Origin of the sequence: Streptomyces sp. NPDC058796, from assembly GCF_042745235.1 — a bacterium.
GTDB lineage: Bacteria > Actinomycetota > Actinomycetes > Streptomycetales > Streptomycetaceae > Streptomyces.
The window spans coordinates 219,740-239,939 of sequence record NZ_JBHYOP010000002.1 but is presented as its reverse complement, the minus strand read 5'-3'; the positions used below and the strand labels follow the sequence as shown (position 1 = coordinate 239,939).

The 20,200-nt window shown below is 68.2% G+C and carries 16 protein-coding genes and 1 tRNA gene; 3 read left to right on the top strand and 14 right to left on the bottom strand.

Annotated elements, in window-relative coordinates; genetic code table 11:
* Window position 1: 1 nt before the first annotated feature.
* The 12 genes from rpsL to ACFW47_RS06270 all read right to left on the bottom strand — a co-directional run bounded on the left by rpsL (window position 2) and on the right by ACFW47_RS06270 (window position 14,917).
* A complete protein-coding gene (gene rpsL, locus ACFW47_RS06325) occupies window positions 2-373 on the bottom strand; it encodes a 30S ribosomal protein S12 (RefSeq protein ID WP_003948652.1) in 372 nt (123 codons plus the stop codon).
* A gap of 378 nt (window positions 374-751) precedes the next feature.
* The gene (locus ACFW47_RS06320; RefSeq protein WP_386281609.1) at window positions 752-4,651 is read right to left on the bottom strand and encodes a DNA-directed RNA polymerase subunit beta'; all 3,900 of its coding nucleotides are present in this window, start codon (window positions 4,649-4,651) and stop codon (window positions 752-754) included.
* Between the two features lie 97 nt (window positions 4,652-4,748).
* Entirely contained in the window at window positions 4,749-8,234 is a 3,486-nt protein-coding gene (gene rpoB / locus ACFW47_RS06315) for a DNA-directed RNA polymerase subunit beta (protein WP_386281611.1), read from the bottom strand.
* A 588-nt stretch (window positions 8,235-8,822) separates the two neighbouring features.
* Window positions 8,823-9,212 carry a 50S ribosomal protein L7/L12 gene (rplL, locus tag ACFW47_RS06310; RefSeq protein WP_386281614.1) on the bottom strand — a complete coding sequence of 130 codons (390 nt, stop codon included), beginning with the start codon at window positions 9,210-9,212 and terminating at the stop codon, window positions 8,823-8,825.
* A gap of 115 nt (window positions 9,213-9,327) precedes the next feature.
* Complete coding sequence (rplJ, locus tag ACFW47_RS06305) at window positions 9,328-9,858, bottom strand: 50S ribosomal protein L10 (RefSeq protein WP_052839547.1); 531 nt, start codon at window positions 9,856-9,858, stop codon at window positions 9,328-9,330.
* Between the two features lie 292 nt (window positions 9,859-10,150).
* Entirely contained in the window at window positions 10,151-10,999 is an 849-nt protein-coding gene (locus ACFW47_RS06300; RefSeq protein WP_386281616.1) for a DUF1396 domain-containing protein, read from the bottom strand.
* Window positions 11,000-11,160: 161 nt separating this feature from the next.
* The gene (locus ACFW47_RS06295; protein ID WP_386305001.1) at window positions 11,161-11,964 is read right to left on the bottom strand and encodes a hypothetical protein; all 804 of its coding nucleotides are present in this window, start codon (window positions 11,962-11,964) and stop codon (window positions 11,161-11,163) included.
* 117 nt (window positions 11,965-12,081) lie between these two features.
* Window positions 12,082-12,807, bottom strand: coding sequence for a 50S ribosomal protein L1 (rplA, locus tag ACFW47_RS06290; RefSeq protein ID WP_272587077.1), 726 nt, complete (start codon window positions 12,805-12,807; stop codon window positions 12,082-12,084).
* Window positions 12,808-12,888: 81 nt separating this feature from the next.
* Window positions 12,889-13,323, bottom strand: a complete 435-nt coding sequence (rplK, locus tag ACFW47_RS06285; RefSeq protein ID WP_073725164.1) for a 50S ribosomal protein L11 — start codon at window positions 13,321-13,323, stop codon at window positions 12,889-12,891.
* 169 nt (window positions 13,324-13,492) lie between these two features.
* Window positions 13,493-14,368 carry a transcription termination/antitermination protein NusG gene (gene nusG, locus ACFW47_RS06280; RefSeq protein WP_386281623.1) on the bottom strand — a complete coding sequence of 292 codons (876 nt, stop codon included), beginning with the start codon at window positions 14,366-14,368 and terminating at the stop codon, window positions 13,493-13,495.
* Between the two features lie 80 nt (window positions 14,369-14,448).
* Window positions 14,449-14,736 (bottom strand): preprotein translocase subunit SecE, encoded by a 288-nt coding sequence (secE, locus tag ACFW47_RS06275; protein WP_043381098.1) that lies wholly within the window; start codon window positions 14,734-14,736, stop codon window positions 14,449-14,451.
* A 108-nt stretch (window positions 14,737-14,844) separates the two neighbouring features.
* A tRNA-Trp gene (locus ACFW47_RS06270) sits at window positions 14,845-14,917 on the bottom strand.
* A gap of 248 nt (window positions 14,918-15,165) precedes the next feature.
* On the opposite strand from ACFW47_RS06270, the gene ACFW47_RS06265 reads away from it, so the two are divergent.
* Both ACFW47_RS06265 and ACFW47_RS06260 read left to right on the top strand, forming a co-directional pair.
* Window positions 15,166-16,392: a pyridoxal phosphate-dependent aminotransferase gene (locus tag ACFW47_RS06265; RefSeq protein WP_386281625.1), complete on the top strand. Its 1,227-nt coding sequence runs from the start codon at window positions 15,166-15,168 to the stop codon at window positions 16,390-16,392.
* Between the two features lie 121 nt (window positions 16,393-16,513).
* Window positions 16,514-17,545, top strand: coding sequence for an adenosine deaminase (locus ACFW47_RS06260; protein ID WP_386281627.1), 1,032 nt, complete (start codon window positions 16,514-16,516; stop codon window positions 17,543-17,545).
* A gap of 147 nt (window positions 17,546-17,692) precedes the next feature.
* On the opposite strand, the gene ACFW47_RS06255 is transcribed toward ACFW47_RS06260, so the two are convergent.
* Window positions 17,693-18,298, bottom strand: coding sequence for a TetR/AcrR family transcriptional regulator (locus tag ACFW47_RS06255; protein WP_386281629.1), 606 nt, complete (start codon window positions 18,296-18,298; stop codon window positions 17,693-17,695).
* 104 nt (window positions 18,299-18,402) lie between these two features.
* Here ACFW47_RS06255 and ACFW47_RS06250 point away from each other — a divergent pair, with 104 nt between their 5' ends.
* Window positions 18,403-19,035, top strand: coding sequence for an NAD(P)-dependent oxidoreductase (locus ACFW47_RS06250; protein WP_386281631.1), 633 nt, complete (start codon window positions 18,403-18,405; stop codon window positions 19,033-19,035).
* A gap of 4 nt (window positions 19,036-19,039) precedes the next feature.
* On the opposite strand, the gene ACFW47_RS06245 is transcribed toward ACFW47_RS06250, so the two are convergent.
* Window positions 19,040-20,095: a UDP-N-acetylmuramate dehydrogenase gene (locus tag ACFW47_RS06245; protein ID WP_386304999.1), complete on the bottom strand. Its 1,056-nt coding sequence runs from the start codon at window positions 20,093-20,095 to the stop codon at window positions 19,040-19,042.
* Window positions 20,096-20,200 lie beyond the last annotated feature (105 nt).

Below are 20,200 nucleotides of genomic sequence, written 5' to 3'. Positions count from 1 at the left end.
CTTACTTCTCCTTCTTGGCGCCGTAGCGGCTGCGGGCCTGCTTGCGGTTCTTCACACCCTGGGTGTCAAGCGAACCGCGGATGATCTTGTAGCGAACACCCGGCAGGTCCTTCACACGGCCGCCGCGCACGAGCACGATGGAGTGCTCCTGCAGGTTGTGCCCCTCACCCGGAATGTAAGCGGTGACCTCGATCCCGCTGGTCAGACGCACACGCGCGACCTTACGCAGGGCCGAGTTCGGCTTCTTCGGGGTGGTCGTGAACACACGCGTGCAGACGCCGCGACGCTGAGGGGAACCCTCGAGTGCGGGCGTCTTGTTCTTCTCGACCTTGTCCTGCCGGCCCTTGCGGACCAGCTGCTGGATCGTAGGCACTACTTCTCCGGTTTCTGTGTGCCGAATGGTAAAGCTAACCTGGAACATCGCCGACCCACGCGGTCGGGTGTGTCGAAGCCGCGAGCTCCGGCCGCAAGGCGGAAGAAGACGCGATTTGCGGTGGCCACGCACGCCCCGGTGCGGTCGTAGGCACGCACGAGGGCCAGGGCACACCCCAGGCACAAGGTCTGAGCGTACCTATCGCATTCGCTGCGGTCAAAACAAATGGGCGGGACCGACGGCGACGCCGGTTTCGCCCCGCCTTGCGCACGCCCGTGCCGGCCCGTATCCGGCCCCCTACGGGCATGGCACGCCGTAGGGCGGCCACCCACGCGGGTGGCCGCCCTACGGCTTTGGCTGCCTTGTCAGGCGACTCGCTTACTGGTTGTACGGACCGTAGTCGTAGTCCTCCAGCGGAACGGCCTGGCCGGAGCCCGTGCCGAACGGCGAGTAGTCGATGTCGTCGTAGCCGACGGCCGAGTACATCGCGGCCTTGGCCTCTTCGGTCGGCTCGACCCGGATGTTGCGGTAGCGGGACAGACCCGTACCGGCCGGGATGAGCTTACCGATGATGACGTTCTCCTTGAGGCCGATGAGGCTGTCGGACTTGGCGTTGATCGCCGCGTCCGTCAGGACTCGGGTCGTCTCCTGGAAGGAGGCGGCCGACAGCCAGGATTCCGTCGCCAGCGAGGCCTTGGTGATACCCATCAGCTGCGGACGACCGGAGGCCGGGTGACCGCCCTCCTGGACCACACGACGGTTCTCGGTCTCGAACTTCGAGCGCTCCACCAGCTCGCCGGGCAGCAGCTCGGCGTCGCCGGACTCGATGATCGTCACACGGCGCAGCATCTGCCGGATGATGATCTCGATGTGCTTGTCGTGGATCGACACGCCCTGCGAGTTGTAGACCTTCTGGACCTCGCCGACCAGGTGGACCTGGACGGCACGCTGACCCAGGATGCGCAGCACGTCGTGCGGGTTGGTGGCACCCACGGTGAGCTTCTGGCCCACCTCGACGTGGTCGCCCTCGCCCACGAGCAGACGGGCGCGCTTCGAGATCGGGAACGCCGTCTCGTCGCTGCCGTCGTCCGGGGTGACGACGATCTTCTTGGTCTTCTCGGTCTCCTCGATCCGGACGCGGCCGGAGGCCTCGGAGATCGGGGCGACACCCTTCGGGGTACGGGCCTCGAAGAGCTCGACGACACGCGGCAGACCCTGGGTGATGTCGTCACCGGCCACACCACCGGTGTGGAAGGTACGCATCGTCAGCTGGGTACCGGGCTCACCGATGGACTGGGCGGCGATGATGCCGACCGCCTCACCGATGTCGACCAGCTTGCCGGTGGCCAGCGAGCGGCCGTAGCACATGGCGCAGGTGCCGACCTGGGACTCACAGGTCAGGATCGAGCGGGTCTTGACCTCCTCCACACCGTGGCGCACGAGCTGGTCGATGAGCACGTCACCGAGGTCGACGTTGGCCGGCGCGATCACCTTGCCGTCGATGACGACGTCCTCGGCGAGCATGCGGGCGTACACGCTGGTCTCGACGTCCTCGGCCTTGCGCAGCGTGCCGTCCGCGTCGCGCGTGGCGATCGGCAGCTTGAGGCCGCGCTCGGTGCCGCAGTCCTCCTCGCGAATGATGACGTCCTGGGAGACGTCGACCAGACGACGCGTGAGGTAACCCGAGTCGGCGGTACGCAGAGCGGTGTCCGCCAGACCCTTACGGGCACCGTGCGTGGAGATGAAGTACTCCAGCACGGACAGGCCCTCACGGAAGGAAGCCTTGATGGGACGCGGGATCGTCTCGTTCTTCGCGTTCGACACCAGACCACGCATACCGGCGATCTGACGCATCTGCATCATGTTGCCTCGTGCACCCGAGTTCACCATCATGAAGATCGGGTTGGTCTTCGGGAAGTTGTCGTTCATCGCCTCGGCGACCTCGTTGGTCGCCTTGGTCCAGATCGCGATGAGCTCCTGCGTGCGCTCGTCCTTGGTGATCAGACCGCGCTCGTACTGCTTCTGGACCTTCTCGTCCTGCGCCTCGTAGCCGCGGACGATCTCCTTCTTCGCCTCGGGAACGACGACGTCGGAGATGGCCACGGTCACGCCGGAACGGGTGGCCCAGAAGAAACCGGCCGCCTTCAGGTTGTCGAGCGTCGCCGCCACGATGACCTTCGGGTAGCGCTCGGCGAGGTCGTTGACGATCTCCGAGAGCTGCTTCTTGCCGACCTCGTAGTCGACGAAGGGGTAGTCCTCGGGCAGCAGCTCGTTGAAGAGCGCGCGGCCCAGCGTGGTCCTCAGCGTGAAGGTGTCACCCTGCTGCCACTCCGGCTCACCCTCCTCACGGGCCGGGGGCTCCCAGCCGCGGGGCGGGATGGTGCCCACCGGGAAGCGGATGTCGACCTTCGACTGGAGCGACAGGTCGCCCGCGTCGAACGCCATGATCGCCTCGGCGGCGGAACCGAAGGCACGGCCCTCGCCCTTGAGGTCGCGGCCCTCGCCGTCGGTGGTGAGGAAGAACAGACCGAGGACCATGTCCTGGGTCGGCATCGTCACCGGACGGCCGTCGGCCGGCTTGAGGATGTTGTTCGAGGACAGCATCAGGATGCGGGCCTCGGCCTGCGCCTCCGCGGAGAGCGGCAGGTGGACGGCCATCTGGTCACCGTCGAAGTCCGCGTTGAACGCGGTGCAGACGAGCGGGTGGATCTGGATGGCCTTGCCCTCGACCAGCTGCGGCTCGAAGGCCTGGATGCCGAGGCGGTGCAGCGTGGGCGCGCGGTTCAGCAGAACCGGGTGCTCCGCGATGACCTCTTCGAGCACGTCGTACACGACCGTGCGGCCGCGCTCGACCATGCGCTTGGCGCTCTTGATGTTCTGCGCGTGGTTCAGGTCGACCAGGCGCTTCATCACGAACGGCTTGAAGAGCTCCAGCGCCATGGCCTTGGGCAGACCGCACTGGTGCAGCTTCAGCTGCGGGCCGACGACGATGACGGAACGCGCGGAGTAGTCCACACGCTTACCGAGCAGGTTCTGACGGAAACGACCCTGCTTGCCCTTGAGCATGTCGCTCAGGGACTTCAGCGGGCGGTTACCCGGACCGGTCACCGGGCGGCCACGACGGCCGTTGTCGAAGAGGGCGTCCACGGCCTCCTGGAGCATGCGCTTCTCGTTGTTCACGATGATCTCGGGCGCGCCGAGGTCGAGAAGCCGCTTCAGGCGGTTGTTGCGGTTGATGACGCGGCGGTACAGGTCGTTCAGGTCGGAGGTCGCGAAGCGGCCACCGTCCAGCTGCACCATCGGACGCAGGTCCGGCGGGATGACCGGCACGCAGTCCAGCACCATGCCCTTGGGGCTGTTGCTGGTCTGCAGGAACGCGGAGACGACCTTGAGGCGCTTGAGCGCACGGGTCTTCTTCTGGCCCTTGCCGGTGCGGATGATCTCGCGGAGGCGCTCGGCCTCCTCGTCGAGGTCGAAGGACTCCAGGCGCTTCTGCAGCGCGGCGGCGCCCATCGAGCCGTCGAAGTAGGTGCCGAAGCGGTCGCGCAGCTCGCGGTAGAGCAGCTCGTCGCCCTCCAGGTCCTGGACCTTGAGGTTCTTGAACCGGTTCCACACCTCGTCGAGGCGGTCGATCTCGCGCTGCGCACGGTCGCGCAGCTGCTTCATCTCACGCTCGGCACCCTCGCGCACCTTGCGGCGCACGTCGGCCTTGGCGCCCTCGGCCTCCAGCTCGGCGAGGTCCGTCTCGAGCTTCTTGGCGCGGGCCTCGAGGTCGGCGTCGCGACGGTTCTCGATCTGCTGGCGCTCGACGGAGACGTGGGCCTCCAGCGAGGGCAGGTCGCGGGTGCGGCGCTCCTCGTCCACGTACGTGATCATGTACGCGGCGAAGTAGATGACCTTCTCCAGGTCCTTCGGGGCAAGGTCGAGCAGGTAGCCCAGCCGCGACGGAACGCCCTTGAAGTACCAGATGTGGGTGACGGGGGCGGCCAGCTCGATGTGGCCCATCCGCTCACGGCGCACCTTGGCGCGCGTGACCTCGACGCCACAGCGCTCGCAGATGATGCCCTTGAAGCGGACGCGCTTGTACTTGCCGCAGTAGCACTCCCAGTCCCGGGTCGGACCGAAGATCTTCTCGCAGAAGAGTCCGTCCTTCTCGGGCTTGAGGGTGCGGTAGTTGATGGTCTCGGGCTTCTTGACCTCGCCGTGGCTCCACTGACGGATGTCGTCAGCGGTGGCCAGACCGATCCGGAGCTCGTCGAAGAAGTTGACGTCGAGCACTATGCGTCAATCCCTCTCAGGGTTGTAAGTCTGTGGTCTGAAACGGGGGTCGCGGGATCGGCGGGGCCTCTGCGGGAGAGGCCCCGCCTGACTCCCGTCAGACCTCTTCGACGCTGCTCGGCTCGCGCCGGGACAGGTCGATGCCGAGCTCCTCCGCAGCGCGGAAGACGTCCTCGTCGGTGTCACGCATCTCGATGGACATGCCGTCCGAGGACAGCACCTCCACGTTGAGGCACAGGGACTGCATCTCCTTGATGAGCACCTTGAAGGACTCGGGGATGCCGGGCTCAGGGATGTTCTCGCCCTTGACGATGGCCTCGTAGACCTTCACGCGGCCGGTGACGTCGTCGGACTTGATGGTCAGCAGCTCCTGGAGGGCGTACGCGGCGCCGTAAGCCTCCAGCGCCCACACCTCCATCTCACCGAAGCGCTGGCCACCGAACTGGGCCTTACCACCCAGCGGCTGCTGGGTGATCATCGAGTACGGGCCGGTCGACCGGGCGTGCAGCTTGTCGTCGACCAGGTGGTGGAGCTTGAGGATGTACATGTACCCGACCGAGATCGGGTCCGGGAACGGCTCACCACTGCGGCCGTCGAACAGCCGCGCCTTGCCGGAGGGCAGCACCATGCGCTCGCCGTCCCGGTTCGGGATGGTGTGCTGGAGCAGGCCGGCCAGCTCGTCCTCGCGCGCACCGTCGAACACCGGGGTGGCGACGTTGGTGCCGGGCTCGACCTTGTCGGCGCCGATCGCCTGGAGGCGCTGCGCCCACTCGTCCGCGAGGCCGGAGACGTCCCAGCCGCGGCTGGCGAGCCAGCCGAGGTGGATCTCCAGGACCTGTCCCGGGTTCATCCGGGACGGGACACCCAGCGGGTTCAGGATGATGTCGACGGGCGTGCCGTCCTCCAGGAACGGCATGTCCTCGATCGGGTTGATCTTGGAGATGACGCCCTTGTTGCCGTGACGGCCGGCGAGCTTGTCACCGTCGGTGATCTTGCGCTTCTGCGCGACGTAGACGCGGACCAACTGGTTCACGCCGGGCGGCAGCTCGTCGCCCTCCTCGCGGTCGAAGACGCGGACGCCGATGACCTTGCCGATCTCGCCGTGCGGCACCTTCAGGGAGGTGTCGCGGACCTCGCGGGCCTTCTCACCGAAGATCGCGCGGAGCAGACGCTCCTCCGGGGTCAGCTCGGTCTCACCCTTGGGCGTGACCTTGCCGACGAGGATGTCACCGGCGACGACCTCGGCACCGATGCGGATGATGCCGCGCTCGTCGAGGTCGGCGAGGACCTCCTCGGAGACGTTCGGGATGTCCCGGGTGATCTCCTCGGGGCCGAGCTTGGTGTCACGGGCGTCGACCTCGTGCTCCTCGATGTGGATCGAGGAGAGGACGTCGTCCTGCACGAGGCGCTGCGACAGGATGATCGCGTCCTCGTAGTTGTGACCCTCCCACGGCATGAACGCGACCAGCAGGTTCTTGCCGAGCGCCATCTCGCCGTTCTCGGTGGCCGGACCGTCGGCCAGGACCTGGCCCTCGATGACCCGGTCGCCCTCGGCGACGATGACCTTCTGGTTGACCGAGGTTCCCTGGTTGGACCGGGAGAACTTGGCCAGGCGGTACGTGATGTACGTGCCGTCGTCGTTGGTGGTGGTGATGTAGTCCGCGGAGACCTCCTGGACCACACCCGCCTTCTCGGCCTTGACCACGTCGCCGGCGTCGGCGGCGGAGCGGTACTCCATGCCGGTGCCGACCAGCGGGGACTCGCTCTTGATGAGCGGCACCGCCTGACGCATCATGTTCGCGCCCATGAGGGCACGGTTGGCGTCGTCGTGCTCGAGGAACGGGATCATGGCGGTCGCGACCGACACCATCTGGCGCGGCGAGACATCCATGTAGTCGACGTCGTCACCGGGGACGTAGTCGACCTCGCCGCCACGACGGCGGACCAGGACGCGGGCCTCGGAGAAGCGCATGTCGTCGTTGAGCGTGGCGTTGGCCTGCGCGATGACGAAGCGGTCCTCCTCGTCGGCGGTCAGGTAGTCCACGTCGTCCGTGACCTGGCCGTCGACGACCTTGCGGTAGGGCGTCTCGATGAAACCGAACGGGTTGATCCGGCCGTACGAGGCGAGCGAGCCGATCAGACCGATGTTCGGGCCTTCGGGCGTCTCGATCGGGCACATGCGGCCGTAGTGCGACGGGTGAACGTCACGGACCTCGAAGCCGGCCCGCTCACGGGAGAGACCACCCGGGCCGAGGGCGTTCAGACGACGCTTGTGCGTCAGCCCCGACAGCGGGTTGTTCTGGTCCATGAACTGGGACAGCTGGCTGGTGCCGAAGAACTCCTTGATGGAGGCGACGACCGGCCGGATGTTGATCAGGGTCTGCGGCGTGATCGCCTCGACGTCCTGGGTGGTCATGCGCTCGCGCACGACGCGCTCCATACGGGCGAGACCCGTACGGACCTGGTTCTGGATCAGCTCGCCGACGTTGCGGATGCGGCGGTTGCCGAAGTGGTCGATGTCGTCGGTCTCGACGACGATCTCCCGGCCCGACTCGCCGACCGTCTCGGTCTCACCGGCGTGCAGCTTCACCAGGTACTTGATGGTGGCGATGACGTCGTCGGTGGTGAGCACGCCGGCGTCCAGCGGCTCGTCCGCGCCGAGCTTCTTGTTGACCTTGTAGCGGCCGACCTTGGCGAGGTCGTAGCGCTTCGGGTTGAAGTACAGGTTCTCCAGGAGCGTCTGCGCGGCCTCACGCGTGGGGGGCTCGCCCGGACGCAGCTTGCGGTAGATGTCGAGCAGCGCGTCGTCCTGGCCCTGGGTGTGGTCCTTCTCCAGGGTGGCGCGCATGGACTCGTACTCGCCGAACTCCTCGAGGATCTGCTCGGTGGTCCAGCCGAGCGCCTTGAGGAGGACGGTCACGGACTGCTTGCGCTTGCGGTCGATGCGCACACCGACCATGTCGCGCTTGTCGATCTCCATCTCCAGCCAGGCGCCCCGGGACGGGATGATCTTGGCGGAGAAGATGTCCTTGTCGGACGTCTTGTCGATGGAGGAGTCGAAGTAGACGCCCGGCGAACGGACCAGCTGCGACACGACGACACGCTCGGTGCCGTTGATGACGAAGGTGCCCTTGTTGGTCATGAGCGGGAAGTCGCCCATGAAGACCGTCTGGGACTTGATCTCGCCGGTCTCGTTGTTGGTGAACTCGGCGGTGACGAAGAGCGGGGCCGCGTACGTGAAGTCACGGTCCTTGCACTCGTCGATGCTGTTCTTGGGGGGCTCGAAGCGGTGGTCGCGGAACGTCAGCGACATCGACCCGGAGAAGTCCTCGATCGGCGAGATCTCCTCGAAGATCTCTTCCAGACCGGACTTGGTGGGGACGTCCTGACCGGACTCCAGAGCCGACTCGACGCGAGCCTTCCAGGCGTCGTTGCCGAGGAGCCAGTCGAAGCTCTCGGTTTGCAGCGCGAGAAGGTTCGGAACCTCGAGGGGCTCCTTGATCTTTGCAAAGGAGATGCGCAGCGGGGCGGTGCTGGCAGCGTTGTTCGTATTCGCGGTCGAGGCATTGCGCGAGGCGGCCAAGAGGGGGTCCTTCCGAGGGCTCGGACTCACTACGCGCGTACCGGCCCCTCTTCCTCACACGGAGACAGGGGGTGTCTGATGTGGCTGAAATGCCAGGTCAGACATGCTCTGGTCGTCAGTGCTCGGGCGAGGGCAGACCCCTGGTGACGGGCAGGGGGCAGCTAACAGGCAGCGCAAAGGGTCAGTGTAGCCACTTGGCACACTGATGTCCAGTGCGGTTCTCGGGGACCGTGTTCACTCCTCGTTGTTCTCACCACCTGTGCGGCAAGGCCTCGCCCTCAACGCACCCAGATACTGCCCTCTTCGCCGTCGATCCATGCCTCGGATTCGGATCCTTTGACGACGCCCTGAGAATTGCGCGCTGCGTGCGGTTCGTCAAGGCCCCCCTTGGCCCGAACCGGTTGCCTCCAGCGGCTCTCAGGGCCCCGGAGACGGCACGACGAAGATCACCATACTCTTCGCCGTCGCACGTGCAAGGCAGCCGCCGCCCAACCCCCGGTACGCCGAAGAGCGACCACCCGGATGGATGATCGCTCTTCGGTGCTACGGCGTTACAGACCCTGACGGATCCGTGGCGCCGGTGCGGTCTTACTTGACCTCGACGGAGGCGCCGGCGCCCTTGAGGGACTCGGCGGCCTTGTCAGCGGCCTCCTTGTTGACCTTCTCGAGGACCGGCTTCGGGGTGCCGTCCACGAGGTCCTTGGCCTCCTTCAGACCCAGGGAGGTCAGCTCGCGCACGACCTTGATGACCTGGATCTTCTTGTCGCCGGCGCCGGTGAGGATGACGTCGAACTCGTCCTTCTCCTCGGCCTGCTCGGCGCCACCGGCGGCGGCACCGCCACCGGCCACGACGACCGGGGCGGCCGCGGCGGCGGTGACGTCGAACTTCTCCTCGAAGGCCTTCACGAACTCGGAGAGCTCGATGAGGGTCATCTCCTCGAACTGGGCGAGCAGGTCGTCCTGGCTGAGCTTCGCCATGATGGCGGTCCTTCCACTAATTCGGCAGGTGCCGGATGTACGGGGTGAGGCGGGCGTACGTCGGGCCCGCTGCGACCCGTGCCGCTAGGCGGCGTGGGTCAGAAAGCGAGCCGAATTACTCGGCACCGCCCTGCTCGTCCTGCTTGGCACGGAGCGCGTCCACGGTGCGGACGAGCTTCGAGGGCAGCGCCTGGAAGACGGAGGCAGCCTGGGACTGCTTCGCCTTGAAGGCACCGGCCAGCTTGGAGAGCAGAACCTCGCGGGACTCGAGGTCCGCAAGCTTCTTGATCTCGTCGGCGGACATCGCCTTGCCGTCAAGGACACCGCCCTTGATGACGAGGTTCGGGTTGTCCTTGGCGAAGTCGCGCAGACCCTTCGCCGACTCCACCGGGTCACCGGTGACGAAGGCGACGGCCGTCGGACCAGCGAAGAGCTGGTCGTCGAGCGTGATCCCGGCCTCGTTGGCCGCAATCTTGGTCAGCGTGTTCTTCACCACGGCGTACTGGGCGTTCTCACCGAGCGACCGGCGCAGCGTCTTGAGCTGCGCCACGGTGAGACCGCGGTACTCGGTCAGCACGGCGGCGTTGGAGCTGCGGAACTTGTCCGTCAGCTCGGCAACCGCGGCAGCCTTTTCGGGCGTCGCCATAGAGCCTCGGCCTCCTTCCGGGTGATTCGGACCGCGCGGACCCGAAGGAGGACTGGGGAAAACGAAACGCCCCGGCGCAGGCGCACGGGGCGTGACTCGACCGGTCGGCTACCGCACGGGGCGGGCATTCCGGGAGCTCATCCACAGTCACCTGCGCGGGTCGTCCGCAGTTCAGCGGATCCTTCGGCCACCGTTACTCTCGCGAGCACACGGCAACGACCAGCGGTCTTTGGCTTCGTCGAAGAGCGTACGTGAACGGGGCAGTGTCAAGCAAATCCACCCGTACGGCGACTCAGCCCTGCTGGGCTTCCTCCATCATCTCCGCCAGGTCGACCGTGTCCTTGGCCGGCGGGGCGGTGACCTTCACGGGCTCGTTGATGCCGAGGAAGGTGATGGTCATGTCCAGCGGGCCCTTGTCGGCGTCGCCGCGCATCCGGAACTGCTTGGTCTGGTCGTCGCCGTCGACCCACATGTCCATCGTGAGCTTGTCGATGCCCATCTTCTCGTACTGCTCGATGCTCTTCTGCCGCTTCTCCTGGGTGGCCTTGTCCTCGTCCGCGAGGGACTTCTCCAGGTCGGCGAGGGTGACGGTGCCCTTGTAGTGGGTGGTCTCGACGCCCTCGACGGTCTCGGTGCCGACCTTCTCCACGTCCTTGGCGCCGGTGAGGAAGGTGGACTCGGTCGCCGGGTTCTTGTCGGCCTGGGAGGCGCCGCCCAGCTGGTTCAGCTCGTCGCCGGCGCCCATCGCGGCCAGGTCGAACTTGATCCAGCTCTTGCCGTCCATCTCCTTGGCCGCCGCGGCTCCACCGCCGAGGTACATGGCCTTGTCGACGATCCGGATCTCCGCCTTGGCGTCGGCGCCCTGGTCGAGCGCCGACATCTTCATGCTCATCGCGAGCGTGGGCTTGATCTGCATCTGGGCCTCGGCCTCGACCCGGCCCTCCTCGGGGGCCCGCCCGGTCATGCGGTAGCGGAGGGAGTCGATCTCCTCCGTGTTCTTCGCCGCCTTGGCGACGGCCGCCGCCGGCGTCATCTTCGGGGACTGACCGGCCTCGTCCCCCTTGGAGCAGCCCACCGCACCGGCGGCGAGCAACAGCGCGGCCAGTCCGGCACCGACGGGCACACGTACGGAAGTCTTCATGCTTTCCCCCCACGGGAATCAGTGAGCACGGGAGACAGACGGCTTCTCCACAGCACGGAGATCGCTTCTCCACAGCCGCTTCTCATCAGCAAGGACGTGAGCTTATCCGGAATGGTTCGAACGATCTTGTGATTTGCGAACCGTCTTGTGCCTTCCGGGGCTCAGCCGTCGTCCCGTGTCTGCCGCAGCAGCTCCGTGAAGTCCGCCGTGTCGGAGGCCGGCGGGCGCTCGGCGGCCACCGCGACGCCGTAGTCGCTGTAGTAAGCGGTCTGGGTCAGCTCCCCCTTCTCCGTCCGCCCCCGCTCGACCTTCTTGACCAGCAGGTCCCGGTCGTCCACCCAGATGTCGACGGTCTGCCCGGCCGTGCCGCCCACGGTGCCGGTCCAGTGCGTGGTGCGCCGGCCGCGGGTCGTCTCCTCCCCCACCCTGCGCACGTCGTCGGAGGCCAGGAGCCGCTTCACCGTCCGGTCCGGCGTGGTCCCGCGCATCCCGTCCGCGACACCGGCCGCGCCGCTTGAGAGGTCCTCCAGGTCGGCGTAGCCGTACTTGATCCAGTGCCGGCCGCCCACCCGGTCGGCGAACTCGTCACCCATCCGGGCGTAGTACGCGTCGGGCAGGTACCGGGCCTCCATGGCGGTGGTACCCAGCTCGCGCATGGTCTCGGCGGTCGTACCGCCCGTGTAGGTGATCTTCAGGGTGCCGGTGAGACCGTCGTCCCAGCCGAGGGCCCCCGTGGCCTCCAGGGAGAGCTCGCCGCCCATGACGGTCGTGGACTCGACCCGCGCGGAGCCCGCCCGCGCGGTTGCCCGTTCCACCGAGCGCAGGGGCTCGGTCGACGGGTCGGCGGACGCCGTGGAGCCGGGAGATCCCCCGGAGGAGGTGCAGGCCGTGACGCACCCCAGCGCCACCGCCACCGCGATCGACACGACCGTACGACGTGAACTGGTGCTGTTCGTGCCCGTCATCCGCCCACCCCCTGCCCCGCACGTTAACGCAGGGCTGCGACACCCGTACGGAAAACGGAACGGGCCCCGCACCTCGGAAGGTGCGGGGCCCGTGAACCGGTGGGGCGAGCCGTTGGCTCAGACCGCGGCCGGGTCCTCCTCGACGAGGAGGTTGCGGGTGCGGTTGGAGTCCAGCGGAATGCCGGGGCCCATCGTGGTGCTGATGGCGGCCTTCTTGATGTACCGGCCCTTGGCGGCCGACGGCTTCAGACGGAGGACTTCCTCCAGCGCCGCGGCGTAGTTCTCCACCAGCTTGGTGTCGTCGAACGACGTCTTGCCGATGATGAAGTGCAGGTTCGAGTGCTTGTCGACGCGGAACTCGATCTTGCCGCCCTTGATGTCGTTGACAGCCTTGGCGACGTCCGGGGTCACGGTGCCGGTCTTCGGGTTCGGCATCAGACCACGGGGACCGAGCACGCGGCCGAGGCGGCCGACCTTGCCCATGAGGTCAGGGGTGGCGACGACGGCGTCGAAGTCCAGGCGGCCCTTCGACACCTCGTCGATCAGCTCGTCGGCGCCGACGATGTCGGCGCCCGCGGCACGCGCGGCCTCGGCACGGTCACCGGTCGCGAAGACCAGGACCCGGGCGGTCTTGCCGGTGCCGTGCGGGAGGTTCACGGTGCCACGGACCATCTGGTCGGCCTTGCGCGGGTCGACACCCAGGCGGAAGGCGACCTCGACGGTGCCGTCGAACTTGGTCGTGGAGGTCTCCTTGGCGAGACGGACGGCCTCGAGCGGGGCGTAGAGCTTCTCCCGGTCGATCTTGGCGTCCGCAGCGCGGAGAGACTTGCTGCGCTTGCTCACTACTGCTCCTGTTGGCTTCTTAGGAGTCGTGGTCCGGGCCGAGCAGGCCCTGCCACTTCTGCTTGGTTACGGGGGTGGAGGTCAGCCCTCGACCGTGACGCCCATGGAACGCGCGGTACCGGCGATGATCTTCTCCGCCTGGTCCAGGTCGTTGGCGTTGAGGTCGGGCATCTTGGTGGTGGCGATCTCACGGACCTGCTCGCGCGTGATCTTCGCGACCTTGGTCTTGTGCGGCTCGCCGGAGCCCTTCTCCACGCCCGCGGCCTTGAGGATCATCTTGGCGGCCGGCGGCGTCTTGGTGATGAAGGTGAAGGAGCGGTCCTCGTAGACCGTGATCTCCACCGGGATGACCCAGCCACGCTGCGACTCGGTCGCGGCGTTGTAGGCCTTGCAGAACTCCATGATGTTCACGCCGTGCTGACCCAGCGCGGGGCCGACCGGCGGAGCCGGGTTGGCGGCACCGGCCTGGATCTGGAGCTTGATGAGCCCCGTGACCTTCTTCTTCTTGGGAGGCATAGCTCTCCGGGTCCTTTCGATTCGGGTCCTGCCCGCGTACCGGAGCGACCGGGACACAGGCATACCGCACAACGATAACGGGTATAGATGCGCGGCCAAAAACCGAGCAGGTCAGACGACGCCTGAGCGTTCGCCTGACCTGGTCGGAAGCGGTGCGTCCAGAGAACCGCTAGTTCTTCTGGATCTGGTCGAAGCTCAGCTCGACCGGGGTCTCGCGGCCGAAGATCTCGACGAGGCCCTTGACCTTCTTCGAGTCGGCGTTGATCTCGTTGATCGTGGCCTGCAGCGTGGCGAACGGGCCGTCGGTGACGGTGACCGAGTCGCCGACCTCGAAGTCCAGGACCTGGACCTCGACCTTGCGCTGCGGAGCCGGCTTGCCCTCGGCCTCGGCGGCCTCGCGGGCGGCCTTCTCCTCGGCCTCCGGGGCGAGCATCTTGACGATCTCGTCCAGCGTCAGCGGGTACGGGTCGTAGGCGTTGCCGACGAAGCCGGTGACGCCGGGGGTGTTGCGGACGACCCCCCAGGACTCGTTGGTCAGGTCCATGCGGACGAGGACGTAACCGGGCAGCTTGTTCTGGCGGATCGTCTTGCGGTCGCCGTTCTTGATCTGGACGACCTCTTCCTGCGGCACCTCGGCCTGGAAGATGTAGTCCTCGACGTTGAGGGAGACCGCGCGCTGCTCGAGGTTGGTCTTCACGCGGTTCTCGTAACCGGCGTACGTGTGGATGACGTACCACTCGCCGGGGAGGACGCGCAGCTCGCGGCGGAGCGCCTCGATCGGGTCGAGCTCGGGCTCCTCGGGCGCGGCCTCGGCCTCGTCGGTCCCGGCCTCGTCCGTCTCGGCTTCGCCGGCGTCCGCGGTGCCGGTCCCGGGGGCCTCGTCCTGGGCCTCGGCGGTTCCGTCCGCGTCCGCGGCGGCGTCGTCGGCAGCCTCGGTCTCGGCGGAGACCTGGGTGTCCTCGTTGTCGGCGCCCTCGATGGTGCCGAGCTCGTCCTCGACGGACTCGACCGGCTCGATGGCGTCGTTCACGTTCGGGTCAGACACGGTGGCTGCTTCTTCCTGGATACATAGGGGTGGAACACGCGAAAGGGGCGCCGGGTACCTCGGCGCCCTTCGCTCTCGACTCAGCCGAAGACGTACTTGGCGGCGTGAGAGAAGCCATAGTCAATCAGAGTCACCAGGCCGATCATGATGACCACGAAGATGATCACCACGGTGGTGTACGTCGACAGCTGGTTCCGAGTGGGCCAGACAACCTTGCGCAGTTCCGCGACGATCTGGCGGTAGAAGAGCGCCAGCCGCTTCAGCGGGCCCTTCTTGGCGCGCTTGCCGCCCTTGCGGGACTTCTTCTTGGAGTCCGGAGCCTCGTCCTCGGCATCAGGCATGTCGATGGAGCCCACGGCGTCCGTCACTCGTCCTCACCTGATTCCGGGTCGTGGCCGTGCCGCGCCCGGTCTGAGCCGCACGGCGGTGCATTGCTGTACGTACATGCGCACACATCCTGGCGAAGGTGTGTGTAGCAGGGCCGGAGGGACTTGAACCCCCAACCGCTGGTTTTGGAGACCAGTGCTCTACCAATTGAGCTACGACCCTTTGTGTGTCCCCAACGTACCGCATCCGCCCGGATGCTCGGTGTGCACCGGATGAGTGCGGGCCGCTGAAGGCCAACGAGGTGAGAGTGTACGTGCTCAACGGCCGGGCGTCGAACAGAAAGGACGTCCGGACTGATGTTCAGGGCTCCGCCCGGCCCGGTGCCGGACCCCGTGCGGGGCCCGGTCCGGTTCTGTTCAGTCCGTGAAACCCCTGTGCCCGGGTGGTTTCCGGTCTGGAACGATGGGGCCATGAGCGCTGCAACCCCTCCCACCGAGCGCCGGGTCTCCGCCCGAGTCGGTGCGATCTCCGAGTCCGCCACCCTCGCCGTGGACGCCAAGGCCAAGGCCCTCAAGGCCGCCGGGCGACCGGTGATCGGCTTCGGCGCCGGTGAGCCCGACTTCCCGACGCCGGACTACATCGTCGAGGCCGCGATCGAGGCCTGCAAGAACCCGAAGTTCCACCGCTACACGCCGGCCGGCGGCCTGCCCGAGCTGAAGGCCGCGATCGCCGCGAAGACGCTGCGCGACTCCGGCTACGAGGTCGACCCGTCGCAGATCCTGGTCACCAACGGCGGCAAGCAGGCCATCTACGAGGCGTTCGCCGCGATCCTCGACCCGGGCGACGAGGTCATCGTCCCGGCGCCGTACTGGACGACGTACCCCGAGTCGATCCGGCTGGCCGGCGGTGTCCCGGTCGAGGTCGTCGCCGACGAGACGACCGGCTACCGGGTGAGCGTGGAGCAGCTGGAGGCCGCGCGCACCGAGAAGACGAAGGTCGTCCTCTTCGTGTCGCCGTCGAACCCGACGGGCGCGGTGTACAGCGAGGCCGAGACCGAGGCGATCGGCAAGTGGGCCGTCGAGCACGGGCTGTGGGTGCTGACGGACGAGATCTACGAGCACCTCGTCTACGGCGACGCCTCCTCGGTGTCCATGCCGGCGGTCCTGCCCGAGCTGCGCGACAAGTGCGTCGTGGTCAACGGCGTCGCCAAGACGTACGCGATGACCGGCTGGCGGGTCGGGTGGGTCATCGGCCCGAAGGACGTGGTCAAGGCCGCGACGAACCTCCAGTCGCACGCCACGTCCAACGTGTCCAACGTCGCCCAGGCGGCGGCGCTGGCCGCGGTCTCCGGTGACCTGGACGCCGTGGCGAAGATGCGGGAGGCCTTCGACCGGCGCCGCAGGACGATCGTGCGGATGCTCAACGAGATCGACGGCGTGCTGTGCCCGGAGCCGGAGGGGGCGTTCTACGCCTACCCGTCGGTGAAGGGACTGCTCGGCAAGGAGATCCGCGGCAAGCGTCCGCAGGACACGGTGGAGCTGGCCGCACTGATCCTGGAGGAGGCCGAGGTCGCGGTGGTGCCGGGTGAGGCGTTCGGCACGCCCGGGTACCTGCGGCTGTCGTACGCGCTCGGGGACGAGGACCTCGTGGAGGGCGTGAGCCGGATCCAGAAGCTGCTGGCGGAGGCGCGGGACTGATCCCGCCCACCGCGACAGGGCACCCCGTGACGTTACGGGGTGCCCTGTTTGTTTGTGCGAGCAAGACCACGTACGGGGAAAGTGCTGTCGGGTCGGGCGTGCCGTGCGGCAGGATCACGGAATGGAGCGTGTACGTGATCTCTCTGAACTGCCGAAGGCCCATCTGCACCTGCACTTCACCGGGTCGATGCGGCCCACGACCCTGCTGGAACTGGCCGACAAGCACGGTGTGCGGCTGCCCGAGACGCTGACCGAGGCCCTGGGCCGCGGGGAGTCGCCGAAGCTGCGGGCGACGGACGAGCGGGGGTGGTTCCGCTTCCAGCGGCTGTACGACGCGGCGCGGTCGTGTCTGCAGGAGCCGGAGGACATCCAGCGGCTGGTGCGGGAGGCCGCGGAGGAGGATCTGCGGGACGGGTCGCGGTGGCTGGAGATCCAGGTGGACCCGACGTCGTACGCGCCGCGGCTGGGCGGGCTGATCCCGGCGTTGGAGATCATCCTCGACGCGGTCGAGACGACCGTGCGGGACACCGGGATCGGGATGCGGGTGCTGGTGGCGGCGAACCGGATGAAGCATCCTCTGGACGCGCGGACGCTGGCACGGCTGGCGGTGCGGTACGCGGACCGGGGTGTCGTCGGGTTCGGGCTGTCGAACGACGAGCGGCGGGGGATGGCGCGGGACTTCGACCGGGCGTTCGCTATCGCGCGGGACGGGGGGCTGCTGAGCGCACCGCACGGGGGTGAGCTGACCGGGCCGGCGTCGGTGCGGGACTGTCTGGACGACCTGGAGGCCGACCGGGTCGGGCACGGGGTGCGGGCGGCGGAGGATCCGCGGCTGCTGAAGCGGCTGGCCGACCGGCAGGTGACGTGCGAGGTGTGTCCGGCGTCGAACGTCGCGCTGGGCGTGTACGAGAAGCCGGAGGACGTGCCGCTGCGGACGCTGTTCGAGGCGGGGGTGCCGATGGCGCTGGGCGCGGACGATCCGCTGCTGTTCGGGGCGCGGCTGGCGGCGCAGTACGAGATCGCGCGCGAGCACCACGGGTTCACGGACGAGGAACTGGCGGAACTGGCGCGGCAGTCGGTGCGGGGGTCGGCTGCGCCGGAGCCGGAGAAGGAGAAGTTGCTGGCGGGGGTGGATGAGTGGCTGGTGGGATAGGGGCGGCGGGGTGCCTGCGGCGGTGGGGGTGCGGGTAGCGCGGTGCGTGGTGGGCGGGCCGGGCCGCGCCGGTTGCGTTGTCCGTCCTCGGAACGACGCGGAATCGCTCACATGCTCACGCCGGGTGAGAGGGAAACCCGGGTGCCGTCACCCACCCTCGCCGATCCCCACCAGCACCGTCCGCACCAGCCGCCGCGCGAAGGCGTCGGCCGGCGGCATCCCGCCCTCTCCCACCGCGTCGTACGCGAACGCCCGCTGCGCACAAGCACCCAGCAACAGCGACGCCGCCGCGAACGTGTCCGCGTCCCCCCGCACCCGCCCCGCGGCCTGCTCGGCGCGCAGGTAGGCGTCCAGGCCCTCGATGGGCAGGTGCGGGCCGGTGCCCAGCTCCCGCATCGCCTCGTCGTGCCGTCGCTTCAGTTCCGTCTGGGCGTACAGCGACGCGGCGATCGGGAAGCTCTGTTCGTAGAAGAGCGCCGCGCGGTGGGCGATCTCCGTGAGGTTCTCCTCGAGTGAGCTCCGCTCCGGCTCGGCGGCCAGGCTGTGCAGCAGGGGCGCCAGCCGGGGCAGCCGCTCGGAGAGGACGCGGATGAACAGCTCCTCCTTGCTCGTGAAGTGCTTGTACAGCGCCGCCTCGGAGCAGTCCGCCCCCTTGGCGATCTCCTTGGTCGTGGTACGGGCGAGCCCGACGGTGAGCATCAGTTCGTGTGCGGCGTCCAGGAGGCGTTCCCGGGCCGGCTTGGTGGGCGGCATGGCTGCTCCAGTCGGGGCTTGACCGGTGGGTGAGTGCTTACTCACTATAGAAGAGACCGGGGTGAGTGAGCACTCACCCACCGGACCGTCGGATGGGGTACGCCATGAAACTCACCGTCTTCGGTGCCACCGGAGGCATCGGCCAGGAAGTCGTACGCCAGGCGCTCGGCGCGGGGCACCACGTCACCGCCGTCGTCCGGGACCCCGCGCGGCTGTCCGTGAGCGGGGAGCGCCTGGACGTGTTCCGCGCGGATCTGAGCGACCCGGCGTCGGTGCGTCCGGCGGTGGCCGGGCGGGACGCCGTGCTGTCCGGGCTCGGCGCCCGCAGCCGGAAGGACGCGGGCGTCGCGACCCGGCTGACCCGGACGGTGCTCGGCGCGATGCGGGCGCAGGACGTGCGCCGGGTGCTGGTGGTCAGCGCGGCCCCGGTGGGGCCGCCGCCGCAGGACGACGGCCCCCTGGACCGGACGGTGCGCGGCATCGTCTCCGCCGTGCTGAAGGACGTGTACGCCGACCTGCGTGCCATGGAGGAGGAGCTGGCGCGCAGCGGCATGGACTGGACGGTCGTCCGGCCGCCGCGGCTGCAGGACAAGCCGCTCTCCGGCCGGTACCGGACGGTGGTCGGCGGCTTCCCGGCCAAGGGGCGTTTCGTCGGCCGCGCCGACGTCGCACACGCGATGCTGGCGTTGACCGAGGACGCGGCGACCGTGAAGCAGGGGGTGGGTGTGGCCTACTGAGCCCCTAAAGGCTGACGCCGACCGTCACCGGTTCGTTGACCAGCGTGACGCCGAAGGCGTCCCGGACGCCGGCGACGACCTCGCGGGCCAGCGCGAGCAGGTCCTCCGTGGTCGCCTCGCCGCGGTTGGTGAGGGCCAGGGTGTGCTTGGTGGAGATGCGGGCGGGGCCGGTGCCGTAGCCCTTGGTGAAGCCCGCCTTGTCGATCAGCCAGGCGGCGGAGGTCTTGATCCGGCCCTCGCCCGCGGGGAAGGCGGGCGGTTCCACGGCGTCGCCGAGGCGTTCGGCCACGCGGGAGCGGAAGGCGGCGAACTCGTCGTCCGTGAGGATCGGGTTGGTGAAGAACGAGCCGGCCGACCAGGTGTCGTGGTCTTCGGGGTCGAGGACCATGCCCTTGCCCGCGCGGAGCTTCAGCACGGTGTCACGGGCGGCGGTCAGCGGTACCCGGTCGCCGGCCTCGACGCCCAGGGCGCGGGCTGTCTCGGCGTAGCGGAGGGGTGCCGAGAGCCCCCCGGCGTCCTCCAGCTCGAAGCGGACGCGCAGGACCACGTACCGCTCGGGCTCCGCCTTGAAGCGGCTGTGGCGGTAGGAGAAGGCGCAGTCGGCGTTGGTGAGGGTGACCTTCTCGCGGTTCCTGCGGTCGTAGGCGGTGACCTCGGTGATCGTCGAGGAGACCTCCTGGCCGTACGCGCCGACGTTCTGGATCGGGGTGGCGCCCGCCGATCCGGGGATGCCGGCCAGGCACTCGACGCCGGCGAGGCCGGCCTCGACGGTGCGGGCGACGGCGTCGGTCCAGATCTCGCCGGCCGCGACGACGAGCGTCGTACCGTCGAGGGAGAGGCCGCGCGTGGCGATGTGCAGGGCGGTGCCGTCGAAGCCCTTGTCGCCGATGACCAGGTTGGACCCGCCGCCGACGAGCAGCAGGGGCGTGCCGGTGTCGTCGGCCTCGCGGACGGCGGCGATGACGTCGGCGTCGGTGGTGGCCGTGATCAGGCGGGTCGCGGGGCCGCCCAGCCGGAAGGTGGTCAGCGGGGCGAGGGGGGCGTCGTGGAGTTCCTGCACGCGGTCAAGAGTACGAGACGGTGGTGACAGGGCCGGGCAGCGGGAAACGCCCCGGCCGGTCGGCCGGGGCGTTCCTCGGTTCGGGTCGGGCGTTCTCGTGCTCCG

Excerpts from the sequence above, each read along its gene's own strand:
- rplL (WP_386281614.1), bottom strand. The coding sequence starts at position 9,212 with ATGGCGAAGCTCAGCCAGGACGACCTGCTCGCCCAGTTCGAGGAGATG.
- rplJ (WP_052839547.1), bottom strand. The coding sequence starts at position 9,858 with ATGGCGACGCCCGAAAAGGCTGCCGCGGTTGCCGAGCTGACGGACAAG.
- ACFW47_RS06300 (WP_386281616.1), bottom strand. The coding sequence starts at position 10,999 with ATGAAGACTTCCGTACGTGTGCCCGTCGGTGCCGGACTGGCCGCGCTG.
- ACFW47_RS06295 (WP_386305001.1), bottom strand. The coding sequence starts at position 11,964 with ATGACGGGCACGAACAGCACCAGTTCACGTCGTACGGTCGTGTCGATC.
- rplK (WP_073725164.1), bottom strand. The coding sequence starts at position 13,323 with ATGCCTCCCAAGAAGAAGAAGGTCACGGGGCTCATCAAGCTCCAGATC.
- ACFW47_RS06265 (WP_386281625.1), top strand. The coding sequence starts at position 15,166 with ATGAGCGCTGCAACCCCTCCCACCGAGCGCCGGGTCTCCGCCCGAGTC.
- ACFW47_RS06260 (WP_386281627.1), top strand. The coding sequence starts at position 16,514 with ATGGAGCGTGTACGTGATCTCTCTGAACTGCCGAAGGCCCATCTGCAC.
- ACFW47_RS06255 (WP_386281629.1), bottom strand. The coding sequence starts at position 18,298 with ATGCCGCCCACCAAGCCGGCCCGGGAACGCCTCCTGGACGCCGCACAC.
- ACFW47_RS06250 (WP_386281631.1), top strand. The coding sequence starts at position 18,403 with ATGAAACTCACCGTCTTCGGTGCCACCGGAGGCATCGGCCAGGAAGTC.